This is a genomic window from Metabacillus litoralis (assembly GCF_007994985.1).
In the GTDB taxonomy this organism is placed as follows: Bacteria; Bacillota; Bacilli; order Bacillales; family Bacillaceae; genus Metabacillus; species Metabacillus litoralis.
In genome coordinates this window covers 148,772-163,959 of the sequence record NZ_VOQF01000006.1, presented here as the reverse complement: position 1 = coordinate 163,959, position 15,188 = coordinate 148,772, and the positions used below count along the sequence as shown (strand labels likewise).

Genomic DNA, 15,188 nt, shown 5'->3' with positions numbered 1-15,188 from the left:
ATGAGAAATTTATTTTCAGTATTTATTTTAATATTTATGTTAGCTTCACTAGCAGCTTGTGGAGGAAACGAGGGAGCAAGTGGTGGAGAAAGTGGAACTGTAGGAATTGCGATGCCTACTAAATCCTCTGAAAGATGGGTGAACGACGGTGATAATATGGTGAAAGAATTTGAATCATTAGGATATGAAACAGATCTACAATACGCTGAAGACGTAGTTGAAAATCAAGTTTCTCAGATTGAGAATATGATTACAAAAGAGGTAGATGTCTTAGTTATAGCACCTATCGATGGAGAAGCACTTTCAAACGTATTAGCTAAAGCTGATAAACAGGGAATTAAAGTAATTGCATATGATCGTCTAATAAAAAATACAGAACATGTTAGTTACTATGCTACATTTGATAACTTCCAAGTTGGTGTTTTACAAGGTTCATATATTGAGGAATCTCTTGGATTAAAAGATGGAAAGGGACCTTTTAATATCGAGTTATTTGCAGGATCACCTGATGATAATAACGCTTACTTCTTCTTTGATGGAGCAATGTCAGTGTTACAACCTTATATTGATTCTGGCAAATTAGTTGTACAAAGTGGTCAAACTTCTTTTGATCAAGGTGCAACTTTAAGATGGGATGGATCTGTGGCTCAATCTAGAATGGATAACTTATTGAGTGCTTATTATTCAGGAGAAAAAGTTGATGCTATTCTTTCACCATATGATGGGATAAGTATTGGTATCATTTCTTCTTTGAAAGGTGTTGGCTATGGTTCAGGAGATAAACCAATGCCAATTATTACAGGTCAAGATGCTGAGTTAGCTTCAGTAAAATCGATAATTGCTAAAGAACAAACACAAACAGTATTTAAGGATACAAGAGAGCTGGCTAAAAAAGCAGTAGCAATGGCAGAGGCTGTTCTTAAAGGAAAAGAAGCAGAAGTAAATGACAAAGAAACATATGATAATGGTGAAAAAGTTGTACCAGCGTATTTATTGGAGCCAGTATCAGTTGATGTGAACAATTACAGTGAAGTACTAGTAGATAGCGGCTATTATACAGAAGATGAATTGACACAATAATTTACATGATATGGATTTAGGCTACTTAAGGAGAGTCAAGTTTAATAAAAGGGCTCTTCTAAGCAAGTCTAAATACATTTTAAAGGTGGTGTTTGTAATATGTCTGAAGTTATTTTAGAAATGAGAAACATAACGAAAGAGTTTCCAGGCGTTAAAGCGCTTGAAAATGTGAATTTAAAAGTGAAACAGGGTGAAGTCCATGCCTTAGCAGGTGAAAATGGTGCAGGTAAATCAACTCTAATGAAAGTGTTAAGTGGGGTATATCCACATGGATCATATTCAGGAGATATTTTGTTTCAAAATCAGGTTTGTGAATTTAAAAATATTAAGCAAAGTGAAGAATTAGGAATTGTTATTATCCATCAAGAACTAGCACTAATCCCCGATTTATCAATTAAAGAAAATATATTTTTAGGAAATGAAAATTCTAAAAGAGGCATTATAAATTGGCATGAAACAACGAATAAAACAAAGGAACTATTAGAAAAGGTTGGTCTGAAAGAGTCCCCTGATAAATTAATTACGGAAATAGGAGTTGGAAAGCAACAGTTAGTAGAAATTGCAAAAGCCTTATCTAAAAAAGTTAAATTACTTATTCTAGACGAACCAACAGCTGCGTTGAATGAGGATGATAGTGAAAACCTATTGGATTTGTTACTAGAATTTAAAAGACAGGGTATGTCAGCAATTATTATTACACACAAGCTGAATGAAATTTCTAAAGTTGCTGATTCAGTAACGATTTTACGTGATGGTCAGACAATCGAAACGTTAGATATGGAAAAAGATAATGTAGATGAGGATAGGATTATTAAAGGTATGGTGGGAAGGGATTTAACAAATCGTTATCCTAAAAGGGATCCTAAAATTGGTGAAATAATTTTTGAAGTGAAAAATTGGAATGTATACCATACTAATGAGCGGAAGGTAATTGATAATGCTAATTTTCACATTAAAAAAGGTGAAATTATCGGAATTGCTGGGTTAATGGGTGCTGGTCGGACAGAACTAGCTATGAGTATTTTTGGAAAGTCTTTTGGGAAAAAAATAACTGGTGAATTATATAAAGATGGCAAGAAAATTCAACTTAATAATGTAAATCAAGCCATCAATAACGGAATTGCATATGTTACAGAAGATCGAAAGGGTAATGGTTTAGTTTTAATGGATGATATTAAACAAAATATATCATTAGTTAATTTAAAAAAGATTTCAAAAGGTTTTGTTATTAATAACAACCAAGAAGTTATAGAAGCAGAAAAATTTCGTGAGCAGATGAAAATTAAAACCCCTAGTGTTTTTCAAAAAACAGGTAATTTAAGTGGTGGTAATCAGCAAAAGGTTGTTTTAAGTAAATGGATTTTCTCACAACCAGATATTCTAATTCTAGATGAACCAACTCGGGGTATTGATGTAGGAGCAAAGTATGAAATTTATTCGATTATTAATCAGCTAGCAAATGAAGGGAAAGGCATCTTAATTATCTCATCCGAACTGCCTGAAATTCTTGGAATGTGTGATCGAATATACGCGATGAATGAAGGTAGGATAACAGGGGAGATAAATAGTCAAGATGCGACACAAGAAACTGTAATGAAGTATATGACAAAAAGTAAGGCTAGGGGAGGAGTATAACTATGCAGCCAATGACGCAAAAAGAGCATAACAGTAAACAACAACCTGATAGTAGATCGTATAAACAAATATTATCACAAATGATAAAAAGCAATATGAGACAATACAGTATGATTATAGCGCTTATCTTAATCATGTTACTTTTTCAGATATTAACAGAAGGTATATTATTAAAGCCTTTAAATATAACGAATTTAATTTTGCAAAATAGTTATATTTTAGTTCTAGCCATAGGCATGGTCTTAGTTATCATTACTGGACATATCGATCTTTCAGTAGGTTCTATAGCAGCATTTGTTGGAGCTATAGCAGCTATATTGATGGTAGACTATTCAATGCCTACTTATTTAGCTGTTATTATTTCATTATTATTAGGAGCAATAATAGGAGCTTGGCAGGGTTTCTGGATTGCTTATGTAAAGATTCCTGCTTTTATTGTGACATTAGCAGGAATGTTACTATTTAGAGGATTAACACTAGTTGTTTTAGAAGGTAAATCGATTGCACCTTTCCCAGAGACATTTAAGAAGATTAGCTCTGGGTTCATTCCGGATGTTTTTGGCGGAGGAAATGTTCATTTATTAACATTATTAATAGGTATATTTTTATCTATAATCTACGTGTTCAATGAAATAAAAGCTAGAAGTAATCAAAAGAAGTATAGTTTTGAAGTACAGCCAAAAGGAATCTTCATTGTTAAGCTTGTTTCATTAGTCGTTGTTATAAACATCTTTTCTTATGTATTAGCAATTTATGAAGGATTACCAAATATACTTATCATTTTAGGAATATTAATTTTAATTTATACTTTTGTAATGAGGAAAACAACGATAGGAAGACATATTTATGCTATTGGTGGAAATGAAAAGGCAGCACAGTTATCAGGTGTGAAAACGAAACGAGTCACATTTTTAGTGTTTGTAAATATGGGTGTATTATCTGCACTGTCTGGACTAATCTTTGCTGCAAGGCTTAATGCAGCAACACCTAAAGCAGGGAATTTATTTGAACTTGATGCAATTGCAGCATGTTTTATCGGTGGGGCATCTGCGTATGGTGGAATTGGTACTGTTCCAGGTGCTATTATTGGTGGTTTAGTTATGGGTGTAATGAATAATGGTATGTCACTAGTTGGATTGGGTATAGATTGGCAGCAGGCTATTAAAGGTTTAGTATTATTAGCTGCTGTAGCGTTTGATATTTATAATAAGAATAAAAATTTATAACAATTGAAAAGATAGGAAGAGATAAGGATCGTCAAAAATCTAGTTTATTTCACTAGAATATTTGACGATTTTTCTAATACATTTACTTTTTATCACATGGTAAATCCTCTTGTTGTTATTCAAGAACATGACTATGTACTAAACTCTTTTTAATAAAGGAGTATATTTGTTAATAAAAAGTTCACTAAAGAAACTAAAAATTTTGCAAATAATGCAATCAAAACATAACGAGCAACAAACACAAATACAAAATAATTCTTTTTTTAATTTTTTTATCTTTTAGTGTATAATAAAATCAGTTGTACGAATAAGTACTTATTTAGAAACATACAAGTTGAAAGTGGTGGGAACAAATGGCACAACAAACAAAAGTTAGTATGGTGAAAGAAAAAATTAAAGAGTGGATCATAGACGGTAAGGTTTTACCTGGAGATAAAATTTATTCTGAAAATGAGCTAGTTAAAATGTTTGAGGTAAGTAGACATACAGTTCGACAAGCTGTAGGAGATCTTGTACATGAAGGTTGGTTATATAGAGAGCAAGGTGCTGGAACATTTTGTTCAAATCGCTCAAATCAAGCTCAACCTCAAAGTGTTAATTCAACAGGCAAAAACATTGGTGTTATTACGACATATATCTCTGATTATATTTTCCCGTCAATTATTAAAGGGATAGAATCATACCTAACTTCTCACGGTTATTCTTTAACATTTGCTTGTACGGATAATGATCCTGAAAAGGAAAAGCAGTGTTTAGAAACAATGATTAATTCAAATATAGATGGTCTAATAGTAGAGCCGACAAGAAGTAGTAGCTATAATCCAAATCTTCATTATTACTTAGAAATGGAGCAAAATAATACACCTTTTCTAATGATAAATCAATATTATCCTCAACTAAATCCACCTTATATTATATTAGATGACGAAAAAGGAGGATTTATTGCTACAGACCATTTGATCAAGTTAGGACATAAAAAAATAATTGGTTTATTTAAAAGTGATGATTTACAGGGATTAAACCGGATGGAAGGTTTTATCCGTGCCTTCAGAGAAAATAATATCCCGTTTTTTCCAGAGATGTTTATTACTTTCACAACAAAAGAGAGAGATTTTCTTTCTAAATTAAAAGAGGTATTAAAAGATGCTACAAATAGACCAACAGCTATAGTTTGTTATAATGACGAAATTGCCGTTCAAGTTTTAAATGTTTTAAGAGAATATGATATAAAAGTTCCCAACGACCTATCCATCATTGGATATGATAATTCTTACTTGTCTATAGCAACAGAGACAAAGCTTACTTCTGTTAACCATCCAAAAATGGATATGGGTATTGAAGCAGCAAAATGGATAGTGGCTGAAGTGGAAAAAAGAGACAATAAAGATAATACAAGTAGGCAGAAAGTTTATGAACCTGAACTAAAGGTAAGAAACTCTACTAGCTCATTAGATAAAATAGAAGATAGTAAGGTCATTATTTAAGGTCAGCTACCGTGTTCATAAAAACTACAATGTCTTCTGAAAATAAAGCAAATAATTGAGTTCTGCTGAGTGTATTTAACTAAAGTAAGTACATTCAGTGTGTTTATTTATCATGATAAGTGTAATACTAAAGATTTTATTTCATATTAAAAGTACTTAATGTATCAGTGAGGAGGAAGTTGATTGATTTCTTTAAATGAGCTTACTAACTTAGCAAACAAATGCACATGTGGAAACCATCATAATGATATTTTAATAGATGAAGTTGTTATAAGTGATGATGCATTAAATAAAGCAGTAAAGTATATAGAAAATAGCCAATTTGAAAAAGTAGTCATAATAGCAGATCAAAATACATTTGAAGTAGCAGGCAAAAGAGTTTCTGAGCTACTAAGTGATGAAAAAATTGATTATTGTATTACCCTTATTAGTGCTAACAATCAAGGAGATGTTATTGCTGATGAAGAGGCTTTAATTGAGGCTATGTTAGGTATACCACAAAATGCTGATAGTATTATTGCTGTAGGTGCAGGTACAATTCATGATATTGCTAGATTTGCTAGCTATAAGATGGCTAAACCGTTTATTTCAATACCAACAGCCCCTTCAGTTGATGGATTTAATTCCATGGGAGCTCCTGTTGTCATTAAAGGTGTAAAAACAACTTATCAAATGCATTCTCCAATCGCAGTTTTTGCAGATATCAATGTTTTGCAAAAAGCACCTAAAGAAATGATCGCTGCTGGTTTTGGGGATATGATTGGAAAATATACATCTTTAGCAGATTGGAAGTTTTCACACCTCATAGCAAAAGAGCCATATTGTTCTTTGTCCGCACAACTTACTAAAGAAGCACTAAATAATTGCGTGAATGCTGTAAAGGAAATTGAAAACGGTGACAAAGAAGGCATAAAAATATTAATAGAGTCTCTTATACAATCTGGCTTGGCAATGCTTCTTGTTGGTTATTCTTCGCCTGCATCTGGTGGTGAACATCATTTATCACATTTTTGGGAAATGGATTTTATAAAAGAGGATAAACCACAGGTCCTTCATGGAGCTAAGGTAGGAGTTTCTTCTCAAATTATTCTAGATCTTTATAAAAACAATGTGCTAGATCTAATAGGTAACCAAGACCAATTAAAGAATTTCTCTACAGCTGAAGCAAAGGCAATTCTCGATAAACAGCATGAAATCATCACAATTTTAGAATTGTTACCTAAACCGAAAGAAATTGCAAATATGTTATCAATGTTAGAAGGTTCTGTTACTCCTTACGATTTAGGAATAGAGCCAGCACTTGTTCAAGACAGTTTAAATAAAGCCCATGAATTAAGAAATCGCTATACATTGTTGAAATTTTGGAACGAGCATATAGGTGAACATCAATATGTATAAAGAGTTAGAAGATGTAAAGGTTGTATTTTTTGATCTTGATGATACATTATATGATCAACTCAAACCTTTCAGCTTAGCTCTAGAGTCTGAAAATTTAACAATTGAACCAGCATTAATTGAACCTTTATTTAAGAAGGTACGTTTTTATAGCGATTTGCTCTGGAAAACTTATACGAATGGAAAAATAGATTTAGATGAGTTAAGAACAAAAAGACTTATAATGGCATGCAATGATTATAATGTTGATCTAACTCTTGAGAAAGCTAAAATGATACAAGCATCATATGAAAAACAACAAAATTCTATAAAACCCTTCTCAGATGTAGAGTCATTAATAATAAATTTGCAAGAATACAAAAAAATGGTTGGGATTATTACAAATGGTCCATTAGAGCATCAGTATAAAAAGATAAAAGCACTGCAGCTACATCGGTTAATATCTAGAGATAAAATATTTATTTCTGATAGTATTGGGATAGCTAAACCAGACAAAAGGATTTTTCATTATGTTCAAAAGCAAGTAGAAGTTAACTCAAACCAATGCTGCTATATTGGTGATAACTGGGAAAATGACATAATTTCTCCCATTGAGGCTGGTTGGAAAACGGTTTGGTTCAATCATAGAAATAGAGATCCGGAAACAAATCACTCACCTATTAAAGAAATTGTAGAGTATAAAAATTTCATGGTATAGACGAACAAAAATTTTTATAGAAATGAGTTAATTGAGGGGTTCGGTTTATATGCAGCAGAATTTTAGCGTTTTTGAAGGCATAAATCGTGTATTAGAATGGTTTGCGCGATTTGCTGTTTTAAATTTACTTTGGGTAGCATTTAATTTACCAATAAGTGTCCTTGTCATATCTTTAGCTTTAACCAATCAGGTGGCAGTTATTGTGACCACTTGGTTAATTATTGCACTTTTGGCACCTTTTTTCTTTTTCCCAGCAACGACAGCTATGTATGCTGTTGCTAGGAAGTGGATATTGGGAGAACGTGATTTATCTATCATCCGCTCATTCTGGGGGTATTATCGAGAGAATTATAAAAGAAGCATAGCTAGTGGTGCTTTACTTGTTCCAATTTGGATGATATGTGTGTTAGATATATACTACTTTTTCCAACTGAACTTAATTGTAAGTATTATTCTTATATTTATGTTAATTTTTCTTTTTATATATACAACAAATCTATTTGCGATCAATGTTCATTTTTCAGTTAGCTTCAAGTTAGCATTAAGGAATGCACTAAGCTTTACATTATTAAAACCATTTAACAGCATAGTGATAGCGATGATCAACTTGTTTATTTTGTACCTTAGTCTGACGAGCTATACTTTTTTACTACCATTTTTCACAGGATCGACTATCGCGTTCCTATCTTATTACACATTTAATAAAAAATTTAGTAAGGTGCAAGAAATGCAAGAAAAATAAACAAGTGGGCCAGAGTTTCTATAATAGAAACTCTGGCTTTTTTTTAGAGCTGAATTTTTGTTAATTTGAATCTCTCTTTAAGTCGTCTTCTCTTGAATAAAAGCGTATTCTTTTGTTTTTTCTTATTATATTTTAAATATAATATTTTATGTAAAAAATAACCTTTAATTTAACTGTCTTGTTCGGACAAATTGAGTTAGAATCAAGAAGAGCAAAGAAAATAGTATGAATAAAGAATTATACTAATTAATTCCACTTGGAAATTTAATGTAAATTCACAGATCAAATGATGGAAATTACTAGTAAATACGTTTATAAGTTTCTCCATCTGTTCAATATTATGTAAAATAAAGTTACAAAGAATATAGAAAGGTTGATATCATGGGATTTCCAGGGTGAATAAACACACGTACGTACCTATAAAACAATAAAAAACAAAATAATACAATTTTTTTATAAAAACTCGTTGACATGTACGAACAGGTGTAATAATATATAGTTAAAGAAGCGCTTACATAACAAAGATAAAATATTCAAACTAATAAAAAAGATTAAGCCACCTTTGTTCTGTAAGTCTACTTTTATATTAAAATAGCTTTAGGGGGGATTAAGTTGTTTAAGAAGTCTAAAAATAAACTAAGTAGGTTTTTGTTAATCTCAATGTTAGTAGTTGTAGTAGGAGGAGTTTTAGGAGCTTGTAGCAGTGAAGGTTCTGGCGGCGATAGTGGTGGTAAAGTAAATTTAACTTTCATGTTTAGTGGTCAGCCTCAAGAACAAACAGCTTATAAAAACGTAGTTAAGAAATTCGAAGAAGCTAATCCAGATGTTAAAGTTAAAACAGTAGTAACAGCTGGAGATCAATATGATACGAAACTACAAGCTGCAATTGCTGGTAACAGTGTTCCTGATGTTTTCTTCTATAATCCTGGAAATTTAAAAGCTTATGTAAACGCTGGAGTTTTAAAGGATATTACGGAATTAGTTGAAAATGCTGAAGGTGTAGATTTAACTAAGGTTTGGGAAACTGGTATAAATAAATATCGTTACGATGGTGAAGTTGCTGGTCAAGGTGCAATCTATGGTGTGCCTAAAGATTTAGGACCTTTCGCTTTCGGATATAACAAAACAATGTTTGAAGAAGCTGGAGTTCCTCTTCCAGATCCAGACAAGCCTTATACACTAGAAGAATTCTTAGAAGTTAACAAACAGTTAACAAAGGATAAAGATGGCGATGGTAAATTAGATCAATGGGGTACAGGACTTAATGTTAACTGGTCATTACAACCATTTGTTTGGAGTAATGGAGCAGATTGGTTAGATGAAACAAATACAAAGGTTACAGTTGATGATCCTAAGTTCGCTGAAGCATTACAATATTTTGCAGATTTACAAAATGTTCATAAAGTAACACCTTCTGTTGCAGAAGGACAAACTCTTGACACGTACCAAAGATGGATGCAAGGTCAAATCGGTTTCTTCCCAGTAGGTCCTTGGGATATGGGAGCTTACAAAGATTTGAAATTTGAATATGATTTATTACCTTGGCCTGTTGGTTCTACAGGTGAAACAAAAGCATGGATCGGTTCTTTAGGAATTGGTGTATCTGAAAAAACGAAGCATGCTGAATTAGCAGCTGAACTAGCATTATACTTATCTGCTGATGAAGAAGGACAACAAGCATTAGTAGATCAACAAGTTCAATTACCAAATAATACAGATGTTGCTGCTGAGTGGGCTGCAGATGATTCAATTAAGCCTGCAAATAAAGAAGAATTCTTACAAATTATTGAAACACATGGTCGCGATTTACCAACAAACTTCACTTATACAGGTGAGTGGTATGATGAATTCTTCAAGAATATCCAACCAGTAATTGATGGTAAGAAAACAGCTGAAGAATATGTAAAAGAAGCACAACCAAAAATGCAAAAACTTCTTGATAAAGCAATTGAACAAGAAGAAAAAGCTAAAAACTAATATAACAAACATAGATAATATGGTGCTGGGGCAATATTCTAGCACCATTTATCTTAAAGTAATGGAAGAATAGAAATATGTACTTAAATTCTGTGTCTACAGCTCCAGTGCCTTCGAAGGAAAACATTTCCTAGGTTATAAGGCAATTTGGAATTGAAGGCAAAGAGAGCCTTCTGTTCCAAATTGCCTTATTTTTCCTGGCAAATCAAGGCGCTTGCACTTTTTACTAACTCTCTGATAGTAGATTAAGGTTAAAGCCCTTTTAAAAGAAATGGGGAGAAAAATATGAAAAACAAAACGTCAAAACTTTATAAAAGTGAGCGAAGAAATGCATATATGTTTGTAGCATTACCAATATTAGGCTACTTAATATTTATTTTAGCGCCAACTATTTATTCAGTTTATGGTTCATTTACAAGTTGGAATGGTTTAGGGCAAATGGACTTTATTGGGTTACAAAATTATGTTTTTCTACTAACCGATGAATCTTTTCATAAAGCCCTTTACAATACGGTCTTCATGATGCTTGGTATTCCATTAGGATTAATATTAGCTCTATTATTAGCTTTAGGATTAAACAGAGCGATCTTTGGAACGCAAGTTTTCCGAGTTTTATACTATGTACCAGTAATTTCTTCAATTGCTGCTATTTCAATCCTTTGGCAGTGGGCTTACAACGGTGATTATGGTTTAGTTAACCAATTTTTAGCGATCTTTGGAATAGATGGACCAAGTTGGTTAATGAATAAGCACACTGTTAAGCCTGCATTAATTCTTATGACAGTCTGGAAGGGCTTAGGATATAGCATGTTGTTATATTTAGCTGCATTACAAAGTGTACCAAAAACTTATTATGAAGCAGCAAAATTAGATGGAGCTAATGGGTTCCAAATGTTTAAAAACATCACATTACCGATGGTGAAACCAGTAACTTTCTTTATTGTTGTTACATCAATCATTGGTGGAGCGCAAATTTTCACTGAAATTAACGTAATGACACCAACTGGTGGTCCTGAGTATTCATCTGCAACAGTAGTATTCTATATTTGGCAGAAAGCATTTGGTAACTTTGAAATGGGTTATGGCTCTGCAATGGCAGTTGTTTTAGGTATTGGTATCTTCCTTGTTACCTATATACAATTTAAGGTTAATGAGAAATCATCTTATGAACTTGATTAATCATGTCAGTCAGAGTAAAAGGGAGTGGAAATGATGGATACTGTATTAGATAAAAAACCGGAGCCTAAAGTGAAATATCAATCTGAAAAGAAAACAACAAGAATAACTAATATCATTGTTTTCTGCTTGTTATCAGTTGGAGCAATTTTCATGGTCGCACCTCTTTTGTGGATGGTGGCAACTTCATTTAAAGAAATTGAAGAAGTGTACGCACTACCACCTGTATGGATCCCAGAATCCTTTAATTTTATCAAATATGTAGAAATTTGGGAAAAAGGACCTTTATTACAAGGTATAATAAATAGTTTAATAGTAGCTGTGTCAGTTACTGTTATTGGTACTTTCACATCTAGTTTAGCAGCATTTGCATTCGGTAAAATGAATTTCCCATTTAAAAATGCAATATTCTTACTATTATTGACTGCGATGATGATTCCATATCCAGTTGTTATGATCCCGCAATTTATTATCTTTTCACAAATTGGTTGGGTAGATACTCTGTTACCGCTTATTGTTCCAGGCTTATTTGGGAATATCATCATGGTATTTTTCTTAAGACAATATTTAACAAGTGTTCCAAATTCAATTATTGAAGCAGCAAAGATTGATGGATGTTCTTATTTTAAAATCTTCTATAAAATCATTTTCCCTTTAGTTCGTCCAGCAGTTGCTGCACAGCTAATATTGTGGTTTATGACGATTTGGAATGATTATCTTGGTCCTATTCTTTATTTAAACTCACCTGAGAAACAAACATTACAGCTAGTTATTGCAAACTTTAACTCTACTTACGCGATACAAAGTGATTATCCGTTAATTATGGCAGCGTCAGTTGTTTCTTTATTACCTATGTTAATTGTATTTATTTTCTTCCAAAAACAGATTATCGAGTCTGTTGCAATTTCTGGTGTTAAAGGATAATGAAGCATAAATAATAGACATAAATAACACTACTATCTATTAAGTTAGTTATAGAATTCTAATATATCTACTATAGTGGCTAAATGGGACGAACTAGCTAGCCTAATCTACTTTAAACAAATTTAGATTAGGTTAGGCTGGCTAGTTACCATGTAATGGCCACTTTTCCTTTATAAAAGCAAGGGAGTGAATCTATATGAAACGTGTTACTTATTTTGCTGATAAAAATTACAAAGTAGGAGAGGTAGATCCAAACTTGTTCGGGTCATTTATTGAACATTTGGGGCGTGCCGTTTATACGGGAATCTATGAACCTGATCATCCACTAGCTGATGAAGATGGATTTCGCAAAGATGTAATGGAATTAGTTAAAGAATTAAATGTTCCGATTGTTCGCTATCCAGGCGGGAATTTTCTTTCAGGCTATGATTGGACTGATGGAATAGGACCGATTGATAAAAGACCAACAAGACTTGATCTTGCATGGCGTACAACAGAACCAAATGAAGTAGGAATAGACGAGTTTATGAAGTGGGCAAATAAGTCCAATATCGAACCGATGTTAGCTGTTAATCTAGGTACTGGAACTCCGAAGGAAGCTGGGAATTTAGTTGAATATTGTAATCATCCAGGTAATACATATTGGAGTGATTTACGTATCAAAAACGGCCACAAAGACCCACATAATGTAAAGGTGTGGTGTCTGGGTAATGAAATGGATGGACCTTGGCAAATCGGTCAATTAAGTGCAGAGGATTATGGAAAAAAAGCAAGAGAAGCAGCAAAAATTATGAAATGGGTAGATCCAACGATTAAATTAGTTGCTTGTGGTAGTTCATCTGCAGAAATGCCAACATTTCCAGAATGGGATCGCGTTGTATTAGAACACTTGTATGAACATGTTGATTATATTTCATGTCATAGATATTACGAGAACCTTGGGAATGTTAATGATTTCTTGGGATCATTTGCTGATATGGATAATTTTATTAAAACAATTGCCAGTACAGCAGATTATGTACAGGCAAAGAATAGAAGTAAAAAGAAGATGTACATTTCATTTGATGAATGGAATGTTTGGTATCAGAAAAAGGTAGAATTAAAAGATTGGGAGATTGCTCCACCAATTCTTGAAGATAATTACTCATTATTAGATGCACTTGTTTTTGGAGGGTTGATGTGTACATTATTGCAACACGTCGATCGTGTAAAAATGGCGTCACTAGCACAATTAGTAAATGTTATTGCACCTATTTTCACTCAAAAAGGTGGTCCAGCTTTTAAGCAAACAATTTTCTATCCTTTCTTCCAAGTATCAAATTATGGAAGAGGAGAGGTGCTTAATACTTTAGTTGATGCGCCAACAATGGAAACGAATAAACATGGAGAAATTCCATTAGTTCAATCATCGACAACATATAACCCTGAAGATAATACATTAAGTATCTTTGCTTTAAATTGTTCAGAAGATGATGATCTTTTACTAGATGCTCAATTTCGTTCATTTGGTTCAGTTAAAATCATTGATCATCTTGTTATGGATGGTCCTGACCTTTATGCAACTAATAATTTTGATTCTCCAGATAATATTAAACCGAAAAAGTATGACATCTCAAGCGAAGCAGGCGAACAGCTAGAAATTAAGCTGCCTAAAATGTCATGGAATATGATCCGTCTACAATGTGAAACTAAATTATAAGAATCAATATAAAAAATGGGATTGAACCCAAAAATTAAATTATAGGAGTTGTCTAACATGGCAGAATTCAAAGTTAATAATCCACTAATCGAACAACGAGCAGATCCTTGGATCTATAAACATACTGATGGCTTTTATTATTTCACAGGTTCTGTACCTGCATATGACAGAATCGAACTTCGTCGTTCTGAAACAATTCAGGGATTAACAAATGCTGAAGCGAAAACAGTTTGGGTAAAGCATGAAAGCGGAAAAATGAGTGCGAATATATGGGCTCCAGAAATTCATTTTATTGATGGAAAATGGTACATCTATTTTGCTGCTGCAAGAACATCTGAAACAAAAGATGGCTTGTTTGATCATCGTATGTTTGTTCTTGAAAACTCATCAGATAATCCATTAGAAGGTGAGTTTATTGAAAAAGGTCAAATTATCACAAAATGGGAATCCTTTGCTTTAGATGCAACTTCTTTTGAGCATAATGGAGTTCGATATTTAGTTTGGGCTCAAAAAGACCCTGAAATCTTTGGAAACTCTAACTTATATATTTCCGAAATGGAGAATCCATGGACATTAAAAGGTGAGCAAGTATGTATTACAACACCTGAATATGACTGGGAGAAGATCGGATTTTTAGTTAACGAAGGTGCTGCTGTATTAAAACGAAACGGTAAAATCTTCATTTCGTTTTCAGCAAGTGCAACAGACTTTAACTATTGCATGGGCTATTTAACTGCAGATGAAAATAGTGATTTACTAGATCCTGCTTCATGGCATAAAACGCCTGAACCAGTATTTGTAACAAATGAAGAAACAGGTCAATATGGTCCTGGTCACAATAGTTTTACAGTTTCTGAAGATGGCTCACAGGATATCCTTGTTTACCATGCTAGAAACTATAAAGAAATTGAAGGTGATCCATTATATGATCCTAACAGACATACTCGTGTTCAAGTTTTAGAGTGGAACGAAGATGGTACACCGAACTTTGGAATTCCTGTTCCAGATAGCAAATAATGATTTATAAAAAAGGCTGATATATATATGGTCAGCCTTTTTTAAATTATTTATTTCCTAAGAAAGGTAAAAGACATCTAATCAGGTGTGATACTGTTTTTTACCACATTGTCATTAACAGTTACATAATTAACTT

12 protein-coding genes are annotated in these 15,188 nt (G+C 32.8%); all 12 read left to right on the top strand.

From position 1 onward, the window contains the following. Positions 1-1,080, top strand: a complete 1,080-nt coding sequence (gene chvE, locus FS935_RS11645; RefSeq protein ID WP_146948725.1) for a multiple monosaccharide ABC transporter substrate-binding protein — start codon at positions 1-3, stop codon at positions 1,078-1,080. A 99-nt stretch (positions 1,081-1,179) separates the two neighbouring features. Further along, a complete protein-coding gene (gene mmsA / locus FS935_RS11640; protein WP_146948723.1) occupies positions 1,180-2,715 on the top strand; it encodes a multiple monosaccharide ABC transporter ATP-binding protein in 1,536 nt (511 codons plus the stop codon). A gap of 2 nt (positions 2,716-2,717) precedes the next feature. Further along, complete coding sequence (mmsB, locus tag FS935_RS11635) at positions 2,718-3,941, top strand: multiple monosaccharide ABC transporter permease (RefSeq protein ID WP_146948721.1); 1,224 nt, start codon at positions 2,718-2,720, stop codon at positions 3,939-3,941. A 353-nt stretch (positions 3,942-4,294) separates the two neighbouring features. Further along, positions 4,295-5,425 carry a GntR family transcriptional regulator gene (locus tag FS935_RS11630; RefSeq protein ID WP_146948719.1) on the top strand — a complete coding sequence of 377 codons (1,131 nt, stop codon included), beginning with the start codon at positions 4,295-4,297 and terminating at the stop codon, positions 5,423-5,425. Positions 5,426-5,608: 183 nt separating this feature from the next. After that, a complete protein-coding gene (locus tag FS935_RS11625) occupies positions 5,609-6,823 on the top strand; it encodes a sn-glycerol-1-phosphate dehydrogenase (protein ID WP_146948717.1) in 1,215 nt (404 codons plus the stop codon). Beyond that, positions 6,816-7,517, top strand: coding sequence for an HAD family hydrolase (locus tag FS935_RS11620; RefSeq protein WP_146948715.1), 702 nt, complete (start codon positions 6,816-6,818; stop codon positions 7,515-7,517). Before FS935_RS11625 ends, FS935_RS11620 begins: the two co-directional genes overlap by 8 nt. 49 nt (positions 7,518-7,566) lie before the next feature. Further along, positions 7,567-8,259 carry a YesL family protein gene (locus FS935_RS11615; RefSeq protein WP_146948713.1) on the top strand — a complete coding sequence of 231 codons (693 nt, stop codon included), beginning with the start codon at positions 7,567-7,569 and terminating at the stop codon, positions 8,257-8,259. A 660-nt stretch (positions 8,260-8,919) separates the two neighbouring features. Beyond that, positions 8,920-10,236, top strand: a complete 1,317-nt coding sequence (locus tag FS935_RS11610) for an ABC transporter substrate-binding protein (RefSeq protein WP_146949012.1) — start codon at positions 8,920-8,922, stop codon at positions 10,234-10,236. A 285-nt stretch (positions 10,237-10,521) separates the two neighbouring features. After that, positions 10,522-11,415 (top strand): carbohydrate ABC transporter permease, encoded by an 894-nt coding sequence (locus tag FS935_RS11605; RefSeq protein ID WP_146948711.1) that lies wholly within the window; start codon positions 10,522-10,524, stop codon positions 11,413-11,415. A gap of 33 nt (positions 11,416-11,448) precedes the next feature. Further along, on the top strand, positions 11,449-12,336 hold the full coding sequence (locus FS935_RS11600) for a carbohydrate ABC transporter permease (protein WP_146948709.1): 888 nt from the start codon (positions 11,449-11,451) through the stop codon (positions 12,334-12,336). 196 nt (positions 12,337-12,532) lie between these two features. After that, the gene (gene arfA, locus FS935_RS11595) at positions 12,533-14,035 is read left to right on the top strand and encodes an arabinosylfuranosidase ArfA (protein WP_146948707.1); all 1,503 of its coding nucleotides are present in this window, start codon (positions 12,533-12,535) and stop codon (positions 14,033-14,035) included. A gap of 57 nt (positions 14,036-14,092) precedes the next feature. Next, complete coding sequence (locus FS935_RS11590) at positions 14,093-15,052, top strand: glycoside hydrolase family 43 protein (protein WP_146948705.1); 960 nt, start codon at positions 14,093-14,095, stop codon at positions 15,050-15,052. Positions 15,053-15,188: the final 136 nt, after the last annotated feature.

Coding starts and splice junctions, on each gene's coding strand:
- chvE (WP_146948725.1), top strand. CDS start 1: ATGAGAAATTTATTTTCAGTATTTATTTTAATATTTATGTTAGCTTCA.
- mmsA (WP_146948723.1), top strand. CDS start 1,180: ATGTCTGAAGTTATTTTAGAAATGAGAAACATAACGAAAGAGTTTCCA.
- mmsB (WP_146948721.1), top strand. CDS start 2,718: ATGCAGCCAATGACGCAAAAAGAGCATAACAGTAAACAACAACCTGAT.
- FS935_RS11630 (WP_146948719.1), top strand. CDS start 4,295: ATGGCACAACAAACAAAAGTTAGTATGGTGAAAGAAAAAATTAAAGAG.
- FS935_RS11620 (WP_146948715.1), top strand. CDS start 6,816: ATGTATAAAGAGTTAGAAGATGTAAAGGTTGTATTTTTTGATCTTGAT.
- FS935_RS11615 (WP_146948713.1), top strand. CDS start 7,567: ATGCAGCAGAATTTTAGCGTTTTTGAAGGCATAAATCGTGTATTAGAA.
- FS935_RS11610 (WP_146949012.1), top strand. CDS start 8,920: ATGTTAGTAGTTGTAGTAGGAGGAGTTTTAGGAGCTTGTAGCAGTGAA.
- FS935_RS11605 (WP_146948711.1), top strand. CDS start 10,522: ATGAAAAACAAAACGTCAAAACTTTATAAAAGTGAGCGAAGAAATGCA.
- FS935_RS11600 (WP_146948709.1), top strand. CDS start 11,449: ATGGATACTGTATTAGATAAAAAACCGGAGCCTAAAGTGAAATATCAA.
- arfA (WP_146948707.1), top strand. CDS start 12,533: ATGAAACGTGTTACTTATTTTGCTGATAAAAATTACAAAGTAGGAGAG.
- FS935_RS11590 (WP_146948705.1), top strand. CDS start 14,093: ATGGCAGAATTCAAAGTTAATAATCCACTAATCGAACAACGAGCAGAT.